This window comes from Streptomyces sp. NPDC051909 (assembly GCF_040681095.1).
In the GTDB taxonomy this organism is placed as follows: domain Bacteria; phylum Actinomycetota; class Actinomycetes; order Streptomycetales; family Streptomycetaceae; genus Streptomyces.
Map to the genome: position 1 here is coordinate 20,137 of NZ_JBFAYA010000002.1, position 22,897 is coordinate 43,033.

At 70.0% G+C, this 22,897-nt stretch carries 17 protein-coding genes and 1 pseudogene; 5 read left to right on the plus strand and 13 right to left on the minus strand.

The window, feature by feature from the left end; translation table 11 throughout:
- Positions 1–66 precede the first annotated feature (66 nt).
- The 5 genes from AB0M18_RS03115 to AB0M18_RS03135 are packed head-to-tail and all read right to left on the minus strand — an operon-like array spanning position 67 to position 6,081.
- Positions 67–420 (minus strand): DoxX family protein, encoded by a 354-nt coding sequence (locus tag AB0M18_RS03115; RefSeq protein ID WP_365755064.1) that lies wholly within the window; start codon positions 418–420, stop codon positions 67–69.
- Positions 417–2,384 carry an acetoacetate--CoA ligase gene (locus tag AB0M18_RS03120; RefSeq protein WP_365755065.1) on the minus strand — a complete coding sequence of 656 codons (1,968 nt, stop codon included), beginning with the start codon at positions 2,382–2,384 and terminating at the stop codon, positions 417–419. Before AB0M18_RS03120 ends, AB0M18_RS03115 begins: the two co-directional genes overlap by 4 nt.
- Positions 2,381–3,958: a bifunctional 3-(3-hydroxy-phenyl)propionate/3-hydroxycinnamic acid hydroxylase gene (locus AB0M18_RS03125; RefSeq protein WP_365755066.1), complete on the minus strand. Its 1,578-nt coding sequence runs from the start codon at positions 3,956–3,958 to the stop codon at positions 2,381–2,383. Before AB0M18_RS03125 ends, AB0M18_RS03120 begins: the two co-directional genes overlap by 4 nt.
- 9 nt (positions 3,959–3,967) lie before the next feature.
- The gene (locus AB0M18_RS03130; protein WP_365755067.1) at positions 3,968–4,906 is read right to left on the minus strand and encodes a fumarylacetoacetate hydrolase family protein; all 939 of its coding nucleotides are present in this window, start codon (positions 4,904–4,906) and stop codon (positions 3,968–3,970) included.
- A 29-nt stretch (positions 4,907–4,935) separates the two neighbouring features.
- On the minus strand, positions 4,936–6,081 hold the full coding sequence (locus AB0M18_RS03135; protein WP_365755068.1) for a VOC family protein: 1,146 nt from the start codon (positions 6,079–6,081) through the stop codon (positions 4,936–4,938).
- A gap of 135 nt (positions 6,082–6,216) precedes the next feature.
- Between AB0M18_RS03135 and AB0M18_RS03140 the strand changes: the two genes are divergently transcribed.
- Both AB0M18_RS03140 and AB0M18_RS03145 read left to right on the plus strand, forming a co-directional pair.
- Positions 6,217–6,852, plus strand: coding sequence for a TetR/AcrR family transcriptional regulator (locus tag AB0M18_RS03140; protein ID WP_365755069.1), 636 nt, complete (start codon positions 6,217–6,219; stop codon positions 6,850–6,852).
- A 675-nt stretch (positions 6,853–7,527) separates the two neighbouring features.
- Positions 7,528–9,141 (plus strand): MFS transporter, encoded by a 1,614-nt coding sequence (locus AB0M18_RS03145; RefSeq protein ID WP_365755070.1) that lies wholly within the window; start codon positions 7,528–7,530, stop codon positions 9,139–9,141.
- Between the two features lie 105 nt (positions 9,142–9,246).
- Here the strand turns inward: AB0M18_RS03145 and AB0M18_RS03150 are convergent, their stop codons facing one another.
- The 8 genes from AB0M18_RS03150 to AB0M18_RS03185 form a co-directional block, all read right to left on the minus strand.
- Positions 9,247–9,894, minus strand: coding sequence for a TetR family transcriptional regulator (locus AB0M18_RS03150; RefSeq protein WP_365755072.1), 648 nt, complete (start codon positions 9,892–9,894; stop codon positions 9,247–9,249).
- Between the two features lie 255 nt (positions 9,895–10,149).
- A complete protein-coding gene (locus AB0M18_RS03155; protein ID WP_365755073.1) occupies positions 10,150–10,539 on the minus strand; it encodes a hypothetical protein in 390 nt (129 codons plus the stop codon).
- Positions 10,536–11,489, minus strand: a complete 954-nt coding sequence (locus tag AB0M18_RS03160) for a peroxidase (protein WP_365755074.1) — start codon at positions 11,487–11,489, stop codon at positions 10,536–10,538. The genes AB0M18_RS03155 and AB0M18_RS03160 overlap by 4 nt, the downstream gene beginning before the upstream one ends.
- Positions 11,490–11,502: 13 nt before the next feature.
- A complete protein-coding gene (locus AB0M18_RS03165) occupies positions 11,503–12,012 on the minus strand; it encodes a hypothetical protein (RefSeq protein WP_365755075.1) in 510 nt (169 codons plus the stop codon).
- A 1,514-nt stretch (positions 12,013–13,526) separates the two neighbouring features.
- Entirely contained in the window at positions 13,527–17,780 is a 4,254-nt protein-coding gene (locus AB0M18_RS03170) for a tetratricopeptide repeat protein (RefSeq protein ID WP_365755076.1), read from the minus strand.
- Positions 17,781–18,528: 748 nt separating this feature from the next.
- Positions 18,529–19,464, minus strand: a complete 936-nt coding sequence (locus AB0M18_RS03175) for a site-specific integrase (RefSeq protein ID WP_365755077.1) — start codon at positions 19,462–19,464, stop codon at positions 18,529–18,531.
- Between the two features lie 213 nt (positions 19,465–19,677).
- Positions 19,678–19,884, minus strand: a complete 207-nt coding sequence (locus AB0M18_RS03180; RefSeq protein WP_365755078.1) for a helix-turn-helix domain-containing protein — start codon at positions 19,882–19,884, stop codon at positions 19,678–19,680.
- Positions 19,885–20,199: 315 nt separating this feature from the next.
- Positions 20,200–20,484: a helix-turn-helix transcriptional regulator gene (locus AB0M18_RS03185; protein ID WP_365755079.1), complete on the minus strand. Its 285-nt coding sequence runs from the start codon at positions 20,482–20,484 to the stop codon at positions 20,200–20,202.
- A 272-nt stretch (positions 20,485–20,756) separates the two neighbouring features.
- Between AB0M18_RS03185 and AB0M18_RS03190 the strand changes: the two genes are divergently transcribed.
- The 3 genes and pseudogenes from AB0M18_RS03190 to AB0M18_RS03200 all read left to right on the plus strand — a co-directional run.
- Positions 20,757–21,647, plus strand: a complete 891-nt coding sequence (locus tag AB0M18_RS03190; RefSeq protein ID WP_365755475.1) for a hypothetical protein — start codon at positions 20,757–20,759, stop codon at positions 21,645–21,647.
- Positions 21,644–22,339, plus strand: coding sequence for an ATP-binding protein (locus AB0M18_RS03195; RefSeq protein ID WP_365755476.1), 696 nt, complete (start codon positions 21,644–21,646; stop codon positions 22,337–22,339). Before AB0M18_RS03190 ends, AB0M18_RS03195 begins: the two co-directional genes overlap by 4 nt.
- A 112-nt stretch (positions 22,340–22,451) precedes the next feature.
- A pseudogene (locus AB0M18_RS03200) lies at positions 22,452–22,820 on the plus strand (DUF2637 domain-containing protein); the annotation flags it as partial.
- Positions 22,821–22,897: the final 77 nt, after the last annotated feature.

Here is a 22,897-nt window from a genome sequence, read left to right on the forward strand (position 1 = left end):
CCCGCACTCTGGCAACTCCTGGCCGACGGCGCCGCGGCATCCTCCGCGCAAGGCTTCCTGCGGACGTCAGCCGGCCGCGACCGTCGCCCCGGCGTACGCCACCGCCGTCAGGGCGAGCACGGCGGCCGGTAGGGCCCGCACGGGCGGGTCGCCGTGGCGCAGGTGGACCACCGCGGCCGCGGTCATCAGCAGCGCCAGCCCGATGCCGGCGGCCACCCCGAGCAGGGCGGAGGCCGGTCCGAGCAGCAGTCCGACGACTCCGGCCACCTCCAGGGCGCCGACGACGCGGTAGAGGCCCGGTGACATGTCGAGGTGCGCTGCCGCCCGGCGCATGAACGGCACTGCGGCGATCTTCCCCAGTCCCAGCGGGAGGAGGACCAGGGACAGCGCGACGGCGAGGGTGGTCTGTGCGGTGGTCACGCCGGCCGCCTCCGGCGTTCGGTGCTCAGGCGGGCGAAGTGGTCGATGAGGTCGGGTGCGTCTACGGTTGCGGGGTTGACCACCTGCTCGACGGGGGCACCCTGGAGGAGGCGTTTGACGGGGACTTCGAGTTTCTTGCCGGTGCGGGTGTGCGGGATGCCCGGCACTTCGATGATCTCGTCGGGGACGTGGCGGGGCGAGGCGCCGGTACGGATCACCTCCTTGATCCTCTCTCGGAGGGCGCCGTCCAGGCTCACCCCGGCGGCGAGGACCACGAACAGGGGCATCCAGTAGCCGCCGTCGGGTTCCTCCGCGCCGATGACGAGCGCTTCCGTGATCTCGGGGAGGCGTTCGACGACGTCGTGGATGTCGGCGCTGCCCAGGCGTACGCCGTTGCGGTTCAGCGTGCTGTCGGAGCGGCCGTGGACGATCACCGAGCCGTGACCGGTGACCGTGATCCAGTCGCCGTGCCGCCATACGCCGGGGTAGGAGGAGAAGTAGGCGTCGCGGTAGCGGGTGCCGTCGGGGTCGTTCCAGAAGTACAGCGGCATCGACGGCATCGGACGGGTGACGACCAGCTCGCCCACCTGGTCCACCACCGGGAAGCCCTCGCCGTCGTACGCGGCCAGTGCCACGCCCAGGTGCGGCGCGGACAACTCCCCCGCCCAGACCGGCGTGTTGGGCGCGCTGCCCGCGAAGCCGGACACCACGTCCGTGCCGCCGCTGATGGACGCGAGCAGGACGTGGTCGCCGACGTGGTCGCGGACCCAGGGGTAGGCGGAGGCCGGCAGGGCGGAGCCGGTGCAGCCGACCACGCGGATCGACGACAGGTCGTGCCGGGACGGGTCGATGCCGTACTTGGCCATGCCCAGCAGGTACTGGGGGCTGGTGCCGAAGACGGTCACCCGGTGGCGCGCGGCGAGCTCCCACAGCACGTCGAGCTGGGCGAAGGGTGCGGGGCTGCCGTCGTACGTGCAGGTCGTGGCGCCGGTCAGCAGGGTGGAAGCGACCAGGTTCCACATCATCCAGTGGGTCGTGGTGTACCAGAGCAGGCGGTCGCCGGGCCCGAGGTCGGAGTGCAGGCCGAGGGTCTTCAGGTGCTCCAGCAGGACGCCGCCGTGACCGTGGACGATGCCCTTGGGCAGACCGGTGGTGCCGGAGGAGAACACGACCCACAGAGGGTGGTCGAACGGCACCGGCGTGCACGTGAGTTCCTCGGCGCGGGTGGACGCGTCCTCCCACGGCACCACCAGCGACGGGAACGCTCGCGAAGGCCACGGCAGGCCCACGTGGTCCACCAGCAGCGTCGCCTTCAACGTCGGAAGGTGCGCGGCCAGTTCACCGGCGGCCTCGCGGCGGTCGTGGGTGGTGCCGTTGAAGAGGTAGCCGTCGGCGGCGATCAGGACGGTGGGTTCGAGCTGGGCGAAGCGGTCGGCGGCCGCCTGGGGCGCGTAGTCCTGCCCGCAGACCGACCACACGGCGCCCAGGCTCGCGGCGGCGAGGAACGCGACGATCGCGTGCGGGGTGTTGGGCAGGTAGCCCACCACCCGGTCCCCCTTGTCGACGCCCAGCTCGCGCAGGGTCGCGGCCACCGAGGCGACCTCGGCGCGCAGGCGGCCCCCGGTCACCTCGTAGCAGGAGCCGGTCTCGTCGAGGGCGATGATCGCCACGTCGTCGGCGGCGAGGTTACGCAGGGCGTGGTGGGCGTAGTTGAGGGTGGATCCGGTGAACCAGCGGGCGCCGGGCATCCGCTCCTCGGCCAGGACCTGCTCGTACGGGGTGTCGGAGTCGATGTCGAAGTACTCCCACACCGCGCGCCAGAAGCCTTCCAGGTCGGTGACCGACCAGCGGTGCAGGGCGGTGTAGTCGGTGCCGTCCCTTCCGGTGTGGCGGGCGAAGTCCATGATGCGGCTGTTCGCGACGGCCTTGGGGTCGGGGGCCGTGAAGGGGTCCGGCCTGGTCATCGTGTGGCGCTCCTCAGCAGGCTTTTCTCGGCGGTCTGTTGGAGGGGGAGGGTGCTGCGTGTGGTGTGCAGGAGGGCCCCCCAGGTGGCGGTGGCGGTGAAGTCGCTGCCTCCTGCCGGGACGACGTCCGCGACGACGCGGTCGGGGCGCAGCAGTACGGCATCCGCCCGGCCACCGCGCAGCCAGGCCGCGAGAGTGCCGTCGTCGCCGAGGCCGGTGACAGGGATCGTCCGGGCGCCGAGCGCGTGGGCGAGGGCGTTCAGAGCGGGCCAGGGTTCGGTGGCGGTCAGGATGGTGAAGGAGTCGCCGAGCAGCTCGTCGAGGCGGGTGCGCCGTCCGGCGGTGGTGGTCCACGGTTGTGGGCAGTGGGTGCCCGCGAGGCCCCTGCGGTTGCGGCGCCGGACGAGGGGTCCGGCGGTCAGGGGCGGGCTGAGGTCGCGGCCGGCCAGCTGCGTGAGGCCGGGTATGCGGCAGGCCGCGGCCAGGAGTCTGCGGCGCAGTGCGGCGGCGCTGTCCTGCCCGCCGGTCATGGCCCATCCCATCGCGACCGCGAGCCGTATGACATGGCGGGCGTGCGGCTTGCGTTCGCTCTCGTACGTGTCCAGGAGCCGCTCGTCGCCGCCCTGGCCCAGGACGCGGGCGAGCTTCCAGGTGAGGTTGTAGGCGTCCCGCAGTCCCGCGCACAGCCCCTGTCCGATGAACGGAGGGGTGAGGTGGGCGGCGTCGCCGAGGAGGAAGACCCGTCCGCTGCGCCACCGGTCGGCGATGCGCGCCCGGAAGGTGTACCGGGTCTCGCGGACGACCTCGAAGTCACCGTCGTAGGAGGGCGGCAGCCATGGCGCGACCAGCTCGCGGACCGGCTCGTCGCCGCCCTCGAGCCGGAACTCCCAGCGGTAGCGGTCCTCGCCGACGCGCATGAAGGTCGCCGGGCGGTGGGGGTCGCAGACCTGGTCGACGCCTTCCCAGCAGCGGACGTCGGCGTTCGTGCGGACGTCGACGACGGTCCAGCGTTCCTCGAAGTTCCGGTCCTCCCATACGGCGCCGATGGCGTCGCGGGTGAGGCTGTTCGCCCCGTCGCAGCCGAGGACCGCCTCGGCCCACAGTTCGTGCTCGCCGTCGTCGTCGCGGTAGGTCACGCGCACGGGGCCGGCCGGGTCCGGGGCGACGCCGGTGACCTCGACACCGCCCCGCAGTTCGCACTCCGGGCGGCGGACGAGGGCGTCGCGCAGCAGTCGCTCCAGCTCGGGCTGGTCGAACATGCTGGTCTGCGGGTAACCGTGACGGCCGTCCTCGGCGCGGCGGAACTCGGCCATCACCCGGTGCCGCGCGTCAAGGAGCCGCAGCCCGTTCGCCGGGCGGGCGATCGCGGCGAACTCCTCCCCCACGCCCGCGGCCTGGAGGATCCTGCGGACCTCGTCGTCGGTGGCGACGGCGCGCGGGAGCGGGTAGACGTCCCGGTGGCGTTCCAGGACGACGGTGCGCACTCCGCGCCGGGCGAGGAGGAGGGCGGCGGTCACGCCCACCGGTCCCGCGCCGATGATCACCACGGGTGCCTGCTGTTCGGTGCGGCTCACCTCGGGTCCCTACTTCGCGTCCGTGACGGAGGTTCGCTGCTCGCCGAGGTCGATCCGGCCGTCCGGGGTCGCGATCGTCGCTGTGATCACGTCTCCCGCGTGCAGGTAGTGCGGGTTCTTCGCCTGGGACTTGAAGAACGCCTTCCACTTCATGGCGGGCGGCAGCAGCGCGCCGATCTTCTCGACCGGCTTCGGCGGGGCCTTGAGGGCCGTGCCGCCGGGCGTGCCGGTCAGCAGCAGGTCGCCGGGGTCGAGGGTCTGGAAACGAGCCAGCAGGGTGAGGGCCTGCGCCGGGCGGACGATCATGTCGGCGAGGGTGCGGTCCTGGCGCAGCTCGCCGTTGACGGACAGCTTCAGCCTGAGGTCGAGGAGATGGGCGAAGTCCTCCGGCTCCAGCAGGGCGAGGTACGGGCCGGTCGGTGTGAAGGTCGGGTAGGACTTGCTCTCGTAGAACTGTGTCTTGGTCAGCTGGACGTCGCGCGCGCTGACGTCGTTGGTGACGACGAGCCCGGCGAGGTACGACGGCAGGTCCCGCTCGTCGACCGTGGTGCCGATGGGCAGGGTGGCGCCCATGACCAGCCCGAGTTCGACCTCGTAGTCGAGGAACTTCACGTGCGAGGGCCGTACGACGGTGTCGCCGGGTCCGCTGACCGAGCCGGACGCCTTGCGGAAGAAGGCGGGCGGAATGTCGCCCGTGAAGCCCGAATCACTGGCGTGGCTCCGGTAGTTGACCATCTGGGCTACCACCCGGCAGGGGGTGGTGACGGGCGAGAGGACGGCCAGGTCGGCAACGGGCGTGCCCGCCTCGGTCGAGCGTGCCGCCTCTCGTACGGCGTCACGGTCGGCGATCAGCTCGGCGGTGGTGGTGGCCTTGGTGTCGACGGGGATGGCCAGGTGGCCGCGGACGACCCACCATCCGTCGGCGGTGCGCAGGACGTTGGTGCTCATGTCAGTACCTTCGTGAGGGGATTGGGGGTTCAGGACTTGGCGGCTCTGAGCAGGCCCAGCAGGCGCGCCGGGTCCATCTCGTTGTCGCCGCGCAGGGCCCGGATGACGTCGCGGACCCGTTGCGGGGAGGGACTCGCGCCGAGGAAGTCACGGGTGGCCGGTGGACCCCACTGGGCGAGGCCGGTGGTCGACATGGGTGCCCAGCCGGGCTCGACGTCGCTGGAGAACAGGTCGCCGTCGGCGAAGTGCTCCAGCATGAAGCGGTCGGGGTCACGCCAGTAGTCGAAGAGCTGGCTGCCCTGGATGTGCCGGCCGACGCCCCAGCTGCGCTGGTATCCGCGCTCCTTGAGGTATTCACCGCCGACGGCGATCGAGTCCAGGTCGGTGACCTGATAGGCGGAGTGGACATAGCCGGTCCCCGGCCCCAGGTGCATGGCCAGCGTGTGATGGTCGGCCGGCACGCTGCCGAGGTCGCAGCGGATGAACGCCATGGCCGGGCCGCGGTCGCGCTGCCCGTCCAGGAAGAGGAAGTCGGACACGATCATCCCCAGCGTGTCCAGGTACCAGTCCAGGGCCCGGCCGAACACACGGGTCTCCAGGACGACATGGCCCAGCCGCTGGATCCGGGACGGCTCGCGCGGCGGGCGCTGCGTGGCGTTCGTACGACGATGGTCCGTGCCGAAGTTGAGCAGCAGTGGCAGCTGCTCGGGCAGCGCCGGCAGCTGCTCGCCGCAGTGCACCACCCGCACCGGGAAGCCGGACGGATCGAGCAGGTCGACCGCCTTTCCGCCGCCGGGCACGTCCGCGTCGCGCACGTCGGACCCGGTGGCCCGCGCCAGCCGGTCCAGATCGGGCCGCTCCGCCGCGCGGAACGCCGGGCCGATGAAGCGGGACGCACGCCCGCGCCGGATCACCATGCACGGCGAGCCGGCGAGCGTGCCGCGCAGCCACAGCTCGCTGTCGGTGCGCGCGGCGATCTGGAAGCCGAAGTCCCGGGCGAAGACCTCGGCCCGCTCCAGGTCAGGCTTCTCGAACTCCAGCCAGGCCAGGTCCGCGACCTTGATCAGGGGATTCCGGGAGCGGCCGGGATGCTCGCCCCTCAGGGCTCCCTGTTCGCTGTGCAGGTCCTGGTGGGCCGTCTTGGCATCGGCCCCGTGGACGCGGGTTTCAGACATGGTGCCCTCCGAGCAACATTGCCGTAATGAGGAAATCATCAACTTTGACAGTTCCGTCGTCAAGGCGTTCCCGGCGGGAAATGATGGTTTCATCAGAACTGCAGTCGTCATCGTCCGCGCGGTTAGACTTGGCGCATGCCTACGTCAGCCCCGCCCAGCAACCGGTTCGAGCGACGTCGCGCCGAGACCCGTAGCGCGCTCGTTCGCGCCGCCCGGCAGATACTCGCCGACAGCGGGGACACCGGCGTCAGCATCCAGGCGATCGCCGAGCGCGCCGACGTGGGCTTCGGCTCGTTCTACAACCACTTCGACTCGAAGGCCGAGCTGTTCGAGGCGGCGGTGGTGGACGCCCTGGAGGAGTACGGCCGGAACTTCGACCAGCGCCTGGCGGAGATCGACGACCCTGCGGAGCTCGTCGCGGCGGGCTTCCGACTCAGCGCCCGCATGGCCGAGTCGCACCCGGAGCTGATGCAGGTCCTGCGCCGTCGGGGCCTCGGTCACATCCACTCGGACAACGGCCTGGCCCGGCGGGCGCTGCGTGACATCGAGGTCGGCACGGCCTCCGGCCGCTTCATCGTGGTCGACCCGACCGTGGCCCTGTCCGCAGTGGGCGGCACCCTGCTGTCCCTGGTGGAGCTGAGGTTCGCGCGCCCCGACCTGGACGGTGACGAGGCCGCGGTGAACCTGGCCGAGATGGTCCTGCGCATGCTGGGCGTACCGCCGGACGACGCCCACGAGGTCGCCCGGCGCCCCCTCCCCGGCCCCGCCTGAGACGATCCCCCCAGCCGGCGGGGGACGAACTTCCGCCGGAAGGCGACCGAGCGGCCGGTGAAGGCGGCGTCGATTGCGTCCCGGCTCGCCACCTGGTGACACCCGCACACCGAGCGCGCCCGACACGTCACCGTACGAGAGGAACGCGGTCGCCCCGGCATGGTCGGCGTGAGCCTTGTCGGCACTTCCGGAGGTCTTCAGCCCGTCAAGGCGTACGGTCAGCCTCGTCACCGGCAGGGGCCGAGTCGAGCCGTTCGCGGGTGCGTCATGGGCGGTCAGGTCGACGTGCCGGAGGCCGCCCTTCGCGATCGCGGCACGGGTGCCGGCGTCGGGCCAGGTCCCGGCGTTCACGCACTCCCGGAAGCCCAGCGAATACCCCTCCAGCACCCCGGCTCAGCGGGCCGGGGCGGCCGTTGGCATGACCAGACACCGCGCGGCGCACCACGCCCGCGGCCAGGTCGGTCGGGTCGGGTCGGGTCGGATCGGGTCGGGTCGGGTCGGAAGTCCAGCCGACGGTGGGCAGGCGCCGCAATAGTTGCACATCCACGAGCAACTAACTAACCTGCACATGGATGGGCAATTAACTGCCGGTCGCGCCTCGCAGGCCCGACGGCCCCGCCCGCACCGATCCCCCCGCACCGAAGCATCCGCTTCACCCCCGCCGAGGAGCTCCCGATGCCGCTCTTTGCCAACACACCCGCCGAGAAGATGACCGAGCCCTACCCACGCCGCTGGTGGGCCTTGCTCGTGCTCTGTCTCAGCCTGCTGATCGTCGTGATGGCCAACACATCGCTGGTCGTGGCCGCGCCGGACCTGACGCAGGACCTGGGACTCTCCAGCAGCGACCTGCAGTGGGTCATCGACGGCTACACCGTCCCGTACGCGGCGCTGATGCTGGTACTGGGAGCCATCGGCGACAAGTACAGCCGCCGCGGCGCGCTGATCCTGGGCCTGCTGATCTTCGCGGCCGGTTCGGTGATGGGCGGCCTGGTCGACGAGACCGGCCTGGTGATCACCGCCCGCGCGATCATGGGTGTCGGCGCCGCCGTGGTCATGCCGGCCACCCTCTCCCTGCTGGTCGCGATCTTCCCCAGGGCAGAGCGCGCCAAGGCCATCACGGCCTGGAGCGCCACCTCCGGCCTCGCCATCGCCGCCGGGCCGCTGGCCGCCGGCTGGCTGCTCCAGGACCACGCCTGGGGCTCCACCTTCCTCATGAACGTGCCCATCGCCGTCCTCGGCGTCGTCGGGGCGCTGGTACTGGTGCCGCCGTCCAAGGCGAAGGGCATGGGCCGCATCGACTACGTCGGGGGTCTGCTGTCGATCGTCTCGGTCGGCAGCCTCGTCTACGCCACCATCGAAGGCCCGCACTTCGGCTGGGGCACCGGCCCGATCACCGCGGCCGTGGTCGCCGGCCTGAGTCTGGCGGCCTTCATCGTCTGGGAGCTGCGCCACCCCAACCCCATGCTGAATGTGCGGAAGTTCAAGGAGCGCCCCTTCAGCGGCTCGATGCTCGCGGTGCTGTTCTTCTTCTTCGGCACCTTCGGCTCGATCTACTACTCCACCCAGTTCCTGCAGTTCGTCCTCGGCTACGACGCGCTGGAGACCGGTATCCGACTGCTGCCCCTCGCCGGAGCCGTCTTCGTCGGTGCCGCGGTGACCGGCAAGCTGGCCCCGAAGCTGGGCGTGAAGCCGATGGTCGGCACCGGCATGGTCATCGGAACGGCAGGCGTCCTCCTGCTCACGCAGATCGAGTCGGGCTCGACGTACACCGACTTCCTGACGCCCCTGCTCCTGCTCGGCTTCGCCATCGGGCTGAGCCTGTCCCCGGCCACCGACACCATCATGGGCGCCTTCCCCGAATCGGAGCTCGGCGTCGGCGGCGGCGCCAACGACACCGCGCTGGAGCTCGGCTGCGCCCTGGGCATCGCCGTTCTCGGCTCGCTACTGGCCACGTCCTACAAGGACAAGCTGACCGAGCTCGTCGGCGGCCACCTCCCGGCCGCCGCGATGGACACCGCCAAGGACTCGGTGGGCGGCGGCATCGCGGTCGCCGAACAGATCGCCCTGAACCCCCAGGGCGGCGCCCGACAGGCCCAGGCCCTGCTCGGCGCGGTGCACGAGTCCTTCGCCCACTCCATCGCCCACACCAGCCTCATCGGCGGCGTCATCATGGCCGCCGGCACGCTGATCGTCATCGCGGTCCTGCCCGGCCGCGAGCGCGTCGCGAAGCACCGTCCGGAGCAGACGGACGGTACGGCGAGGCAGACCGAGACCGTGGGCGCGGCCTGAACCCCACGACATGACCGCGGCCCATGGCCGCCGACCGGAGGCCGGACAGCGATCCGCTTGGCACCGGGTCCGCTCGAACTTCCGCGCCGGCGGCCGGGCCGCGGCTCAGCCGTCGCCGCCGGCCTCCGGGGCGACCGAGGCCGCCACCTCTTCTACGACAACGCGCGCCCGCTTCTCCGGCACGCCGGCCGCGATGAGCGTGGTGACGGCCACCCGGGTGCCGTCGTCCTCCAGAGCCCCGGTGTTGACCTCTTCCAGCAGGGCGAGCGCCATCGCCTCCAGAGCGGCGCTGAGCACCGCGGGCGGCAGATGGGAGTGGAAGACGCCGTCCCGCTGGCCCTGCTCCACGACGGCCGTCGCCCTGACACGGGCGGGTCTGAGGATCTCGGCGACCCTTTCGACGCCGAGATCCCGCTGGGCGAGCGCCAGGAGCATCCGGTACCGGTCTCCCACCGGCCACATCGCCAGCGAGAAGCGCGCGAGCGCCCGCTCGGCCGGCTCCGTCGCCTCCGCCGCGCCTGCCACGGCGCCCTGAAGAGCCTCGGCGGCCTCCTCGGCCAGTGCCTCCAGGAGCGCCGCACGTCCGGGGAAGTGCCCGAAGAGCGTTCGCCTGACGACACCGGAGGCGCGCGCCAGCTCCTCCAGGGTGGTGTCGGGGTTTCGCCCGAGCTCCTGGCGGGCGGTGGCCAGGATGCGCGCCCGGTTGGACCGTGCGTTGCGTCGCTGCGGCACGCGGCCGACGGGCTGGGGCACGGAAGGAACCTCGATGAGACCGGACGGAAAACGGGCACCACCATTCTGGCACGCGAGCCGCCGCACGATCCGCGGCCGCATCCACGAACCGGCCTGCCCGATCAGGCGGGAAGCTCCTTGATGTCGGACGGCTCCTCGGGCTCGATGCCGTTGAGACGGTGGCGGAAGTCGCTGGAGGCGGGATAGGCGGCGCGGCGCGACCGCATGATGGAACCCAGGGGACGGTGGGCCTCCAGGGCGTGCCAGGGGTTGGGGTCAGATGCCGCTGAGCCAGCGGATGGCGGAGAGGCCGGGCATGAAGAAGTACTCGCCGCCGAGCAGGGTGTTGAAGGACTGGATGTTCTGCACCCGGCGGGGCGGGGTGCCGGGCACCGTGAAGTAGGCGCCCTTGTCCTGGAGCGAGATCATCGGGTCCTTCTCCTTGCCCAGGCCCATGAAGTTGCCGGAGCCGGCCCATTCGCTCTGCAGGAACTCGACGTTGTCGATCGCGCGGGCACCGAGAGCGATGAAGTCCAGGCCGCGCGGCTTGCCGTCGTCCTTCAGCCGGTCCGGGGGAAGCGGGGTGCCGTAGGAGGTGCCCCGCCGGACGATCCGGCGGATGTTGACGTCGGTGAGAACCGTCAGTTTCGTGTCGCGCGGGTTCATCCGGCGGATGTGGAGCCGAGGGGGGTCCGCAGACCGCGCGGATCGGCGGAGTAGTCGAAGTCGTTGATCCGGTTCGGATCCTCACCGATGGCCGGGTCGTCGCGCTCCGGGGCCAGGGCCAGCGGTGCGCCACCGCGCCAACGCCCGACGAGCTTGGCGGCCAGCAGTTCGCGTTCGGCCTCGGTGCCGGCGTTGTCGTACAGCCACTTGTTGAAGGCGGCGACGTGGGAGTGGTACTTACGGAAGACGACGTACGTGCCGTTGCGGCCCAGGACGTCCGGGGCCGGCACCGGCAGCGGTACACCCGTCTCGCTCGGGTAGCCGAGCAGGAACTCGCCTGCTCTGATCGGGCGGCCGTCGCCGGGCAGCGATTCGGCGCCGCTGCCCTCGATCACCGGCTGGCTGAAGCCGTCCCGGTATCCGAAGACGTTGAACCCGTCGGCCGCGAAGTCCTGGTGCGACAGCAGCCGTACCCCCGGGACCTCACCCAACTCCTTCTCGTAGGCGGCGGCCTCTGCCCGCCAGTCGTCCTCGCTCGCGGCGTAGACCGTGACGGCGATGTGCACGCGCGGGGTGCCGAACGGGAACTCCCAGCGATCCGGGGCGTTCACGCCGGTGTCCCGCAGCCGCTCGGCGCGGGCGGCCATCCCGGCACGGAAGTTGGCAGGGAAGGAGGCCAGTGACTCCTGCGGCACGCCGAGCGCCACCAGCCCCTGGTAGCTGAGGGCGAGGGCCAGCCAGGACGGCTGCGGTTCGTCCCAGCGGGCCGCCGAGGTCACCCGCGGGGCCAGCCGACGCAGCAGCTCCCTGACCGCTGCGGCCTCGGTGATCTCCAGGATGGCGTGGGTACCGAAGTAGGGCTCGCGCCGGGCCCGCAGCAGGGTCGCCTGGATGTCGTCGAGATCCAGCGTGGGCGGGCGGCGCAGACGCCGGAACAGCGGGGAAGGCATGGCGCGCCTGCCGTCAGTTGAGGTCGGACAGGAACCGCTGCACGACGGCCTCCTGCCGCTTGAGCCGACGGGCCTCCGCGACGGTGAGCTCGGGGTGCGCGACGTACCACGCCTCCGCCGGGAGCTGGTACTTGACGATGAACTCCTTCACGTCCGGGGAGGCGATACCGGGCCATCCCTCGACGTTGCTGAACAGGTAGTCCATGAAGTCGGGGATCTTGGTGGCGAAGTCGTCGACGTAGGGGTCCCACTCGCCGTCGAAGGCAGTCGCGAACAGCAGCTTCCTGTCGTTCTCCAGGAACACGAACCGCATGTTGTGCAGCGTGCCGACCTGCCCTGCGCCCGCCAGGTTCCCGCCGACCAGCTTGAAGAACTTCCGCAGCTGCTTCGCGCCGTCCGGCTTCAGCGGCAGGATGGTCGTCAGCTCGGACGCCTCGCCGCTCTTGGCGCCGATCCGGCCGGCGGTGGTGACGGCATGCTCGGCCATCTCGTCCTTGTCGGCCAGAAGCTCGGCGATACGCACCTTCAGCGCGATCTTCGCGTCCCGCCAGCGCCGAGTCGACCTTCTCCCGGACGGCCTCAGGCAGCTGCTGGAACCTGGCCTGCAGATCCTTCTCACCCATGGCACTTCTCCTCGGGATCGGGCGCCCACGCCGTCAGCCGGCGCAGAATTTCCCATCGGCCAGACAACGCTGTCAACGCGCACCACCCGATCGGAGGCGCGCCGCCGGATCCCTGCCGGCGACGTCGCCTTGGCGCCTTCCACCGCAGCCACCGCTCTTGCGCGGGGAGGCCCGAGCAGCCGCGGCGCGACAGCCCGCTCCAGCCACCCTCCCCTCGTTCACGCACGTCGACACCCCAGACGGCGACGGGCTCCCCACCCCGCCGGCAGGACGGATTCAGCCCAAGACCACCTACCGAGGCGTCGCCACCACCGCCTGCGCCTTCGTCGACTGCTGACCGGCCTCATCCCTACGGCCGGCCTCGCACCCGGAAAGCCGCAGGTCAGCGGCCCTTTTCAGCAGGCTCAAGGATCGCGACGCACTCCACGTGGTGGGTCATCGATAACGTGTACAACTCCAAGTCATCAAAGAAAGCCCAGGTCAGATGGGGTTCCCAGTCGCTGTCCGGGTGTCGCCCCGGGCCTGGAGCGTCAACTGAGCGTCACGGGCGCCTGGCCTACCGCCCCGGACCAGAAGGCCGACGTCGCCACAGCAAAGTCGCGCAGGACAGTGACTTGAGCGATAAGTGCAAGCGAGCTTTCCCACTCACCGGCGTCGGGCTGCACTCCGTCTCGCCGTCCCATATAGCTTTGAGCGGGTACACGGGTAAGTCGTGAGAGGTTGCCATGCGACCTCTGACCGTGCTTGGGGGCGAACATGCTGTTTGAAGAGCTGACGGCGCTGGCGACAGAAGGCGGACAGGCACTGGTCCGGGCCGTGGGTACCGCGTTCTGGCCCGTGACGCAGCGTCGCACCGCAGAGTTGGTCGGCCGCGGTGACGCCGAGCGGGTGAAGGCAGAGCTTGTGCGGCTGGATCACACCGCGCAAGCACCGACGCCCGCATCATCAGGCGATGCCGCCGCAGAGCGGGCGCGACAGGAAGGGCTGTGGGCCGGACGGTTCGAAGCCCTTCTGGACCGCCTCGACGGGGCCGAACAGATCGCGCAGCAGCGGAGTTGCGCGCACTCCTCGATCACCTCACTACCTCAGTCGGTGACACAGCCATCGACACCGGCAACGCGACGGCCCGCGACGGCGGCAGCGCGATCACCGGAATCCGGAACGCAGGCGGTAACCGTCCCGGCGCATCGAAGGTCGCGCATACTGGAGACGCGGAAGCCTCCGGCCCAGGCTCCAAAGCCGTCACCGGAATCGCCAACGAATAGGCCGGCCCAGGAACGGCCAGAGGCATCGTGGATACGTTGCACACACCGCAGAAGCCGACAATCGACATCGCACTCCGGATCAACTCGCAGCGGTCGCCAACGGCAAGGACAGCAGGGCCCATAACGGCCGGGGGGGCACATCACCCTCCTCAGTCGCTCGCCGACACCGCCTTCCTCTCCCGCCCGCTGCAGCAGTGCTTGAACTTCCGCCCCCGCCGCATCATGCATGGACACGGCGCATTCCTCCGTGGCCGCACCACCGATAGCGGCACGGTTGCGCCAACAGCCTGCCCAAGGAGGATGGCCCGATTGAGGTACGTGGGGTCGTCAGCCACCATGCCCGGAAGGTTCCGACCGGCAATAACGATCAGCGAGCCGTCATGGGCTCGCTCGTACCAGTGAGGAAAGAAGTTGAGTGGCAACCCCGCCACGAGGTGTCCGTGAGGGCTGCTGAGGGAAAGTTTGTTGTCGACCAGGCGGGCCTGAAGGTCCTGGCCAGGGACGGGCGGCAGGTCGCGGAGGTCGAGGGGCTTGCCGCCGTTATCGGTGTACAAGGTGCGCAAGTTGGCGAAGCCCGACTCCAGGAAGAGCCGGAGGGTGACGTCCTCGATGCGGCGGCTGCCGTTGATCGCTCCCCAGCCGCCGTGGCAGTCGAGGACGATTCCGGCGCGGTCGCCGCCGAAGAGAATGCACTCGGCGTCGAGGCGATCCGGTGAGCGATAGGGGGCCGGGCCGGTAAGTTCGATCACCTCCGAGAGGTGGCAGTGAGGGTGCGCGAGCCGGAGCATCAGGTGGTCGACGTCCGGGTGGCGGAGGTAGAGGAGTTCGGCCTCGCCGGACTCGTCGATGATCAGATTGCACATAGTGCAGTACTGTCGGGAGTTGGCGAACCGGAGCGTGAGCGACTCCAGGTCGAATGCGGCGAGTGCCTGCTGCACGGCGTCGGAGATCCGCACGCTGCGCAGCCGGGGCAGGGTGTGGGGCGGCACCACGGCATTGTCGCGATCGTCCCGGAGGGCGCGAGCACGGAGTGATTCGAGGACGCGCAGGTCGACCGGGCTGGCACCCACGAGCTCCACAGGGCTCGGTACAGTGCCGTCCGGGTCCGTCTCGTGGTGGAGTGCACCCAGGAAGACCAAAGTCTCCCCGGCCTCCGGCCAGTTGCCGAGCTCCTGATGGAGCGCGAAGGCCTGACGAGCGCGGGAACGCGCAGCCTCCGGTACATGGAGGGCCTTCTCAGCGCGGGCCAGGTTGAACAGACAGGTGGCGCGCAGCGGGCCGTCGCCGAGACGTTCGCTGATCTGCAGGGCCGTGCGAAAGGACGCTGCCGCGGCGGGGTGGTCGCCGGCCTCGGCGTGGCAGGCGCCGAGGTTGGTGTGCAGGGCTGTCAGCACGCTGTCCATGCCCAGCTTTTCGGCGAGCGGAATGTTCTTAGTCATCAGGGCAACGGCTTCATCACGGTTGCCGGTCTCCAGCATGCAGGTCGCGGCCTGCGCGCGGGCGGAGAGGAGGACGTGGAGATCTTTATGCTCGGCAGCGGCTCGCGCAGTCTGTTCGTACTGGTCAGCTGCTTCGTCCCATCGCCCAGCCCGTGCGTGGATGTTGGCCAATGCCATTCTGCAGTGCAGGACGCCATCGAAGTCGTCGTGCCGCTCGCAGTCGTTGAGTGCCGTGGTGATCGCGGACAGGGCTTCGGTGTGTAGGCCGCGTCGCGAGTGGAGGACAGCCAGCGCGCGCGTCGCCCGGGCTCGGGTGCGGGGGGAGGCGGCATCGCTGAAGTCGGAGACTACGGACCGCAGCATGCGGGCGCCGTCCTGCCACTGCCCTGCGACGACCAGGGCTTCGCCCAGCGCCGCCCGCACCTGGGCGAGCGCCCGACTCTCGTCAGTGGTGGCGAGGGACTGCTCCGCTTCAGTTAGCAGGCGGACGGCGTCTCCGATCCGCCCCCGGTGCCACAGCAACTGGGCTCGCTTCCGCAGGACATCTGCTTGAAGAACCGGGCTGCCGGACTCCTGGGCCATGTCCGACGCGACCTTGAACTGCGACTCCGCCGTGTCGTGGTGCCCGATACCGCCGCTATACGAGGCGAGATAGGTCAGGGAGCGCGCCGCATGCTGATGGTCGCCGATTCCGATGGCGAGCTCGGCGCACTGCGCGAGGTAGGTCGCGGCCTGGTCGAGGTCAGCGCGATGCGCAGCATCCTCACCGAGCCGGAACAACGCCCGGACCTGGCCCTGCACGTCACCCGTCTCCTGATGGATGGACAGGGCTGCCTCAATCGGCCCCGCCGGAGCAGACTCCGGCCGGGCGCTGGCCGGGACCGCCGCAAGGTCCATCAGCGCCTGCGCCTCCCATTCCCGGCTGCCGATGGCTCGTGCCCGCTCGATGTCCCGGACGGACTCCTCCGCCGCCTCCGCCTCGCGGCCCGTGCTGCTGAGCAGTCTGGCGATCGACCGCGTAGCGAGCATCTCACTGAAGCCACTGCTCCGGCTCAGGTCGCGACTGTTGCGCAGGTAGTTCTCGGCCCGGCGGATCTGTCCGACCGCCAGGTACGCCTGACCCAGGTTGCCTAGGGCGAGCGCTAGTGCCTGATGATGCCCGGCGGTCCTCCAGTAGTGCAGTCCGTTTCGCAGGTACTTGATGGCGTCACGAGGCCGGCCCAAGTTGATCAGTAGTGTCCCCAGACCAAGCTGTGCCATGAAAAGAAGCTCGGCTTCGTTGGCCGCGCGCGCCGTTTCAGCACAACGGTGGAATAGATCAGCCGCATCCTGGCTCTCGCCGAGGTGTGCGGCAACGACGGCCCGGTTGTGCAGCGCGGTGGCCGTCCAATTGGGGTGTCCGGCCAGCTCCCCGGCCTCCTGTACGCACTGGTAGACGCGGTCCAGCTCCTTCCAGTGACTAGCAACCCGCAAGTGCTCGGTGAGCGTGAAGGCGAGAAGCAGTAGGTGGTCCCAGGCCTCGTACTGCCGGGCCGTCTCAACTAAAGCGACAGCGCCGGGACGGTCCGCGTCCAGCGACCGCAGCGCTGCGGGACTGCTCTCGGCAAGGACGGTCGCCTCCTCGTCCAGAAAACCGATCGCATCGGTAGACGACCGCACGCGGACGGCCGTGACGAGACAGGCATGACGAACAACATCCCCCCGTTGGGTCCCCGACCACGGCACGGATGTCAGCCGGGCGAAGCGGTGCTGAATTTCGTGCATCACGAATCGGTCGTCGTCGATCTGCTCGATGAGGCTGAGCTCGACCAGCGAGTCGAGGAGCGCGGCTGTGTCCGTGAGGTCGTCGTCGTTGATCTCGTCCAGCGAGCGCTGTGCGGTGACCGCTGCAACGACATCGACGGTAAACGACATGTGCGGCAGGACGCCGAGCGCGGAGAAGACCTGCGCCTGGTCGTGTTCGAGTGCGTCGAAGCTCTGCTGGAACACAGGCTGCAGCGCGGTCTGGCCGGCGACGAGGGCTTTGACGCTACGGTCCGGGTTGGTGATCTCGGACAGGTAGCGGTCGGCGTTCACACGGGGCCGCCGGGCTAGATGCGCCGCGGCGATGTGCAGGGCGAGCGGGTGACCGGCGCACGCCGCGGACAACGCGGTCGTCTGCTCGCCGGTCAGCCGGCCAGGACCGGCGACCGACCGTACGAGCTCCTCGCTGGGCGTGCCTGGCAGTGCACCGAGGTCGATGAGGCGGACCAGGCCAGTTAGCCCACTGAGCTTGGCCCGGCTGGTTCCTACCAGTGCGAACGGGCCGTCGATGGAGAGAATCTCAAGGAACGCTTCCTCCGAAACGACATCGTCAACGAGCAGCAGGACGCACTTACTGGCGAGCGTTGTCCGTAGCAGCGCCAGCTGCTGGTCACGGCGATCTGGCAGGGGATGCTCTGACGGAAAGAGCGCGTGGAGAATCGATGACACGAGGTCCGTGGGGCCGGTCGACAGCGCGAGATTAATGTGAAACTGGCCGTCCGGGTACCCCTCTGCGGCCAGCCGGGACATGCGCAGGGCGACGTCACTCTTCCCGATGCCAGGAGCCCCGGTCACCACAACCGCCGCTCGGCTGCCGCCGCCCGAGCGCCGCAGCACGTCGAGGCCGGCGGAGATCTCCGCCTCGCGCCCGAACAGGCGTGGGCGCCGTTCGCCGGGCAGGACGGATTCCTGCATCGAGCGAGACTGCAGGGAGGGCAGCGTCACACGAACGTCACCCGCCACGTACCCAGTGATGGCGACCCCACCGTGCGAGGCGTATGCCGCCCCCGTCGCCTTGACTGAGACGGGGCTGGGCACGCCGGGCACTGTCACTGCGCAGACTCCGGTGATCGCGGTGCCGCCGTCCGTCGCGCGGGCGTCGCCGCTGTCCCGCACCTCGGCGCCTGGCCGTGTGTCGCCAAACCCGCTCTCATCCTCCATCAATTCGCTCCCGGAGACTAGCTGTAGTCGACCCCGGTGCCGGCACTGCTGCCGGCACCGTCAGCCTTGGCGTCACCAGTCCGATCCACCCGCACCATTCCCGTGCCCGCCCCACCGGGTCTACGGATCCCAGTGTGCGCGGACCCACCACTAGACGCCTCTGCCTGGCCTGTATCCGTGGCCGAATCTCCACGGCCGGGCTGCAACCACGCCCACACGAGCGCTGCAATCCCGGTGCCGGCCTGCAACGAAGCCCCGACCAGCTCCCCCCTCCCTGGACCGTTCAGCAACCACACCATCGGCGTCGCCGCGATGCAGGCGACCCCAATCACGATCAGCGCAATCTTCCACGGCCGTGTCACGCCGCCCCGCCTTCCCCCCTGCCCTGCCATTCCGCAGGTATAGCAAGGACGTTCCTGCCATTGCCACTGGTTCCAGCGGTCTGGGCGTGTACCTGGAGCAATCGACGTGCGATGCCGTCCAGTCCCAGGTAGATGCCGACGGTGAAGGCCTCATGTCGGCCATCAGAGCACGGGCAGGGCACGGTCGAGGACGGGCAGGAGGTCGCGAACCGGCCAGTCAGGTACAGCCACCAGGAATGATCACGACGCGGTGCGTCCAGGCGCTGCTGCCCCGGACTGCCACCCGTCGAGAGTGCCGCTGAGTCGCCAATAGGGCACGGCACATGGAACAGAGGCACGGAACAAGCTGACAAACGCCTCCCCGGGGCGATGCAGCCACGCCCAGCTCACGCGGCGATGGTCAGTGGAACGTCCAGTTGCTCCCAGGCCCCGAGCACAGCCTTGTGAGCGTCCGGCTGCAGGTGCGCATAGCGCTGGGTCGTCTGGAAGCTCTCGTGGCCAAGGAGGTGCTGGACCTCGTAGAGCGAGACTCCCTTCTGGACGAGCCACGAGGCGCAGGTGTGGCGCATAGAGTGCGGCGGATAGCGCGGGACGGGGAGCTGCTCCCCGTCTGTGTCGAAGTAGTGGGCGTTCTCGATTGCCGGCCACCAGGTCTGGCGCCGCCAGTTGCCGTCGTCGAGGCGACGGCCGGCGCGGCCCTTGGTGACGGTGGTGAAGACCAGGGCGTCACGATCGAGCGAGTAGATGTGCCGTTCGAGCGCGTCCAGGACGTGTGGCGGAAGCGGGGCCTCTCGGTGGCTCCTCGAACTCTTGGGGTACTCCTTGATGCCGCTCTTGGTATTGACCTCCACCACGAACAGGCGGGAACGGCGCTGGTCGATCCGATGGCGATGCAGGCCGGCGAGTTCGCCCCAGCGCAGGCCCGTGTAGAAGCCGAGCAGGCACATGGTGCGCCATGGGGCCGGGAGCTCGTCGACGATGCTCTGCGCCTGGTCGAGGGTGAACCATTGCGGGGGCTTGATCGCGATCTGCGGCAGGTCGATGTTCCGGCAGGGGCTGACCGCGATGACATCGTCGTCGACGGCCGCCCGCATGATGGACGACAGCAGGTTGTACGCCCTCTTGATCGCCGAGGCACCGACCCCCTTCTCGACCAGGCCGCGGATCCAGCTCTGGACGTCCATACGGGTGACGGCCCGCATCTCCCAGTCGGCCCAGTGGGGCAGCACGTGGTTCTTGATGCTGGAGGCGTCGCCGCGCAGCGTGTGGGGCTCGACGACGCGGGCCTGCCACCAGCGGGCGTGCCACTCGTGAAACGCCATTTCGCCGGCTCGGGGGTCCCTCATGCTTCCGCAGGCGAACTGGGTCTCCATCTCGGCACCCCAGGCACGGGCCTGTGCCTTGAGGGGAAACGACTCGCTGAACCGGTCTCCAGCCCGGTTGCGGACGGTCGCCTGCCATTTGCCGGACTTCAGCTTCCGGAGATACGTGGTTCCGTTCCTTCCTGTTTCGCGTCGGGGCGGACTGGATCCTGCTCAGCGGTGCCGCGCCGGCGCAGCGACCGCCCGGCTGTTGATGAAGTCGTCCAGGCTCGCGGCGGGGACGCGGACGCGAGAGCGAGCCGGTCCTGTGCGCAGGTCGACGACGGGCAGCTCGCCGGCGGCGATGAAGCGGTAGACCGTTCGGCGGTCGACGTCCAGGGCTGCGGCGACGGCAGGTATGGACAGCAGGCGCGAGGCCATAGGCGGTTCCTTTGCGTGAGAAAGAGCGACGAGAATTGAGAGATCTAGCCGGGACGGGAGGCAACAAGACCAGCCGATGCTGCGAGATCGTCGAATAGGGCTTCTACGTACGGCCGGGATCTCCGAGCGGAGCAGAAGAGGAAACGAGCGGGACTACGTGTGCGCGGCGGGGAATCTGAAATCGGCGCGTAGGCGAATCGAGCAAGGCGTCCTCTGGGGAGGTGGGCAGACTTCTGACAGAGACCGGCACGACGGGCGCTCCGGGACCGTCAATCATCCGGAGAATCCCCGGTTTCGCTAACCGGGGATCGTCGGCTATATTTCGCCCACCCCGGCCGCCCCTGGGGGTATGAGGGGGCTGGCGAGGAGGGTCTGCGGGGCGATTCCGAGGGCTGTGGCGATGGCGACGAGGTCGTCGATGTCGCAGCGGCGGACGGTGCGTTCGATGCGGGAGAGCGCGGTGAAGGTCATGGGACGACCGAGCGCGGTGACACGGGCTGCGAGCTGGCGCTGCGAGTAGCCGCGGGCGGTGCGAGTGCGTTCGATGGCGTGGGCGGCGGCGTGTCCGGCGGGTCCGATGGCGAGGGGTCGTGGCGGCATGGGTGGTGTTGTAGCTTGCGCGCCGACCGGTCCGGAAGGGCATTCCTGTCTGCCGTGAGCGATGCGGATCACGCTGCGTTTTCCGGCGGTGATTTCGGCAACCGGGAATTCGGCCCTACAGTTGCGGGACTCGCCCACGCGGCATGCCGACGGGTTGTGCGGAATTCCAGTGCAAAGGCTGGACTTCTGCACACCAGGTGTGGCTGTGTTGGCCATGCACCCCGGCGACGCCAGATTCCCCAGCCCTCTCCCCTGAAAGGTGGTCGATCGCCATCGCCCGTATCCGCACCATCAAGCCCGAGGCGTTCTCCTCCGAGTCCCTCGCGGCGGTGTCGCTGTCCGCCGAGCGGACCTTCTTCGGGCTGCTCACCCAGACCGACGACCAGGGCCGGTTCCGCGACCAGGCCGCCGTCATCGCCGGCCAGCTGTGGTCGCTGCGCCGCGAGCACGGCCCGGAGGCGGTCGAGGACGACCTGATCCAGCTCGACGGCGCCGGGCTGATCTGCCGGTACGAGGGCGGGGACGGCAAGCGGTACCTGCACATCGTCACCTTCGCCAAGCACCAGAAGATCAACCGGCCCAGCGGCGTCCGCACTCCCCCGTGCCCGCACCACGATCTCGGGATTCCGCGCGATCCCTCACCGCAGACACAGGGAGCTCTCACGGAGTCCTCCGCGAATCGTCAGGGAGAGCTCACGGAGCCCGCCGTGAACGACGGATCCGCAGGTCAGAGCCGATTCCGTGAGCACTCACCGCAGCCTCGTGGAGGGCTCACCGAGCCCTCCGTGAGCCCTCACCATCCGGATCTAGGACCTAGGAACAGGGATCTAGGATCTACCCCGTTGGGGGGCGCAAGCGCCCCCGCGCCCGAGTCGGTCTCGACGAAGGACCTGATCGGCGAGTACGCCGCCGGATGCGCCCACCGCCCGCCGCAGAACGTCCTCGACCATCTCGGCCGCGAGGTGAAGAAGCTCCTCGCCGAGGGCATCGCTCCGGACCACATCCGCGCCGGTCTCGACCGCCACCGCGCCAAGGGCCTGCACGCGAGCCTCCTGCCCAGCCTGGTGCACGAGGCCATGAACGCCACCCCCACCGGCGCCGCTGCCCACCGGCCGTGGACCAACCCCGCCGACACCGCTGCCGCCTACGGAGGCGACCTCTGACCGCCACCCTCACCCGCAACCCGCACCAGCCCGCCCGGATCTCCAGCCGACTCGGCGACATCCTGGCCCGGCGCGGCATCGCCCCCGACGCCGCCCAGGAACCGGCGCCCGAGCCGGTCACCGCGCTGGGACTGGCCGAGGCCCGTATCCCCGCCCGTTTCCGGCACGCCCTCGCCGACCACCCCCAGGTCACCGCCTGGGTGGACGCGATCGCCCGCGCCGGACGCCCCGGCCCCGGCGGCGCACCGGGCATCGCGGAGGGGCCCTCGCTGCGGATCGTCGGCCCGACCGGTACCGGCAAAACCCACCAGGCGTACGGCGCGATCCGCGCCCTGCTGGCCGCCGGGGTCCGCCTGCGCTGGGAAGCCGTCACCGCCGCTGACCTGTACGCCCGGCTGCGCCCGCGCCCCGGCTTCGACAGCGAGCGCGAGCTGCAGAGCCTGATGCGCTGCCCGCTGCTGCTCCTGGACGACCTCGGCGCGGCAAAGACCAGCGAATGGACCGAGGAGCTCACCTACCGGCTGATCAACCACCGGTACGAGCACCTGCGCCCCACCCTGATCACCAGCAACCTCACCACCGACACCCTGCGGGCGGCCCTCGGCGACCGCGTCGCCTCTCGCCTGGCCCAGATGACCGAGCGCGTCACCCTCGAAGGCGAGGACCGCCGCCGTCAGAAGCCCGTCGCCTGACCCCGACAGCGCCCATCCATCCGGCCCCCTTGCACCACACCGGAGATTCCTGCTCTTGCCCTCCCCTGCCCCGATACGCCCCGCCTTCGAACGGCGAGGCCGTCCCCTCCTCATGGGGGTCACCCTGATCGCCGCCGTCGGCTTCGTCCTCTCCTACGACGCCCTGCGGCAAATGGCCGTCGCCGCCCACATCAGTGGACCGCTGACCTACCTCTTCCCTCTCGTCATCGACGGCTTCATCGCGCTGGGCGTCGCTGCCCTGCTCATCCTGCGCACCGCCCCTCTCCGCTCCCGCCTGTACGTGTGGACGCTCGTCACCCTGGCGGCCGGCGCCAGCATCTGGGCCAACGCCCTGCACGCCATCCGCCTGAACGAACAGGCCCATCTCCACCTCAACAACGCCACTGTCGGTGCCCTGTCCGCCATCGCCCCACTCGCCCTCGCCGGCGCCGTCCACCTCTACCTCGTCATCAACCGCCACCTCGCCGCCAACAAGGCGATGGCGGCCGAACCGCCAACCGCCAAGGCACCCAGTGGCGGACCGCCACCGCCCGCTGC

Bases quoted from the DNA above. Each gene is read 5' to 3' on its own strand.
- AB0M18_RS03120 (WP_365755065.1), bottom strand. From the start codon at position 2,384: ATGACCAGGCCGGACCCCTTCACGGCCCCCGACCCCAAGGCCGTCGCG.
- AB0M18_RS03130 (WP_365755067.1), bottom strand. From the start codon at position 4,906: ATGAGCACCAACGTCCTGCGCACCGCCGACGGATGGTGGGTCGTCCGC.
- AB0M18_RS03135 (WP_365755068.1), bottom strand. From the start codon at position 6,081: ATGTCTGAAACCCGCGTCCACGGGGCCGATGCCAAGACGGCCCACCAG.
- AB0M18_RS03140 (WP_365755069.1), top strand. From the start codon at position 6,217: ATGCCTACGTCAGCCCCGCCCAGCAACCGGTTCGAGCGACGTCGCGCC.
- AB0M18_RS03145 (WP_365755070.1), top strand. From the start codon at position 7,528: ATGCCGCTCTTTGCCAACACACCCGCCGAGAAGATGACCGAGCCCTAC.
- AB0M18_RS03155 (WP_365755073.1), bottom strand. From the start codon at position 10,539: ATGAACCCGCGCGACACGAAACTGACGGTTCTCACCGACGTCAACATC.
- AB0M18_RS03160 (WP_365755074.1), bottom strand. From the start codon at position 11,489: ATGCCTTCCCCGCTGTTCCGGCGTCTGCGCCGCCCGCCCACGCTGGAT.
- AB0M18_RS03170 (WP_365755076.1), bottom strand. From the start codon at position 17,780: ATGGAGGATGAGAGCGGGTTTGGCGACACACGGCCAGGCGCCGAGGTG.
- AB0M18_RS03175 (WP_365755077.1), bottom strand. From the start codon at position 19,464: ATGGCGTTTCACGAGTGGCACGCCCGCTGGTGGCAGGCCCGCGTCGTC.
- AB0M18_RS03180 (WP_365755078.1), bottom strand. From the start codon at position 19,884: ATGGCCTCGCGCCTGCTGTCCATACCTGCCGTCGCCGCAGCCCTGGAC.
- AB0M18_RS03185 (WP_365755079.1), bottom strand. From the start codon at position 20,484: ATGCCGCCACGACCCCTCGCCATCGGACCCGCCGGACACGCCGCCGCC.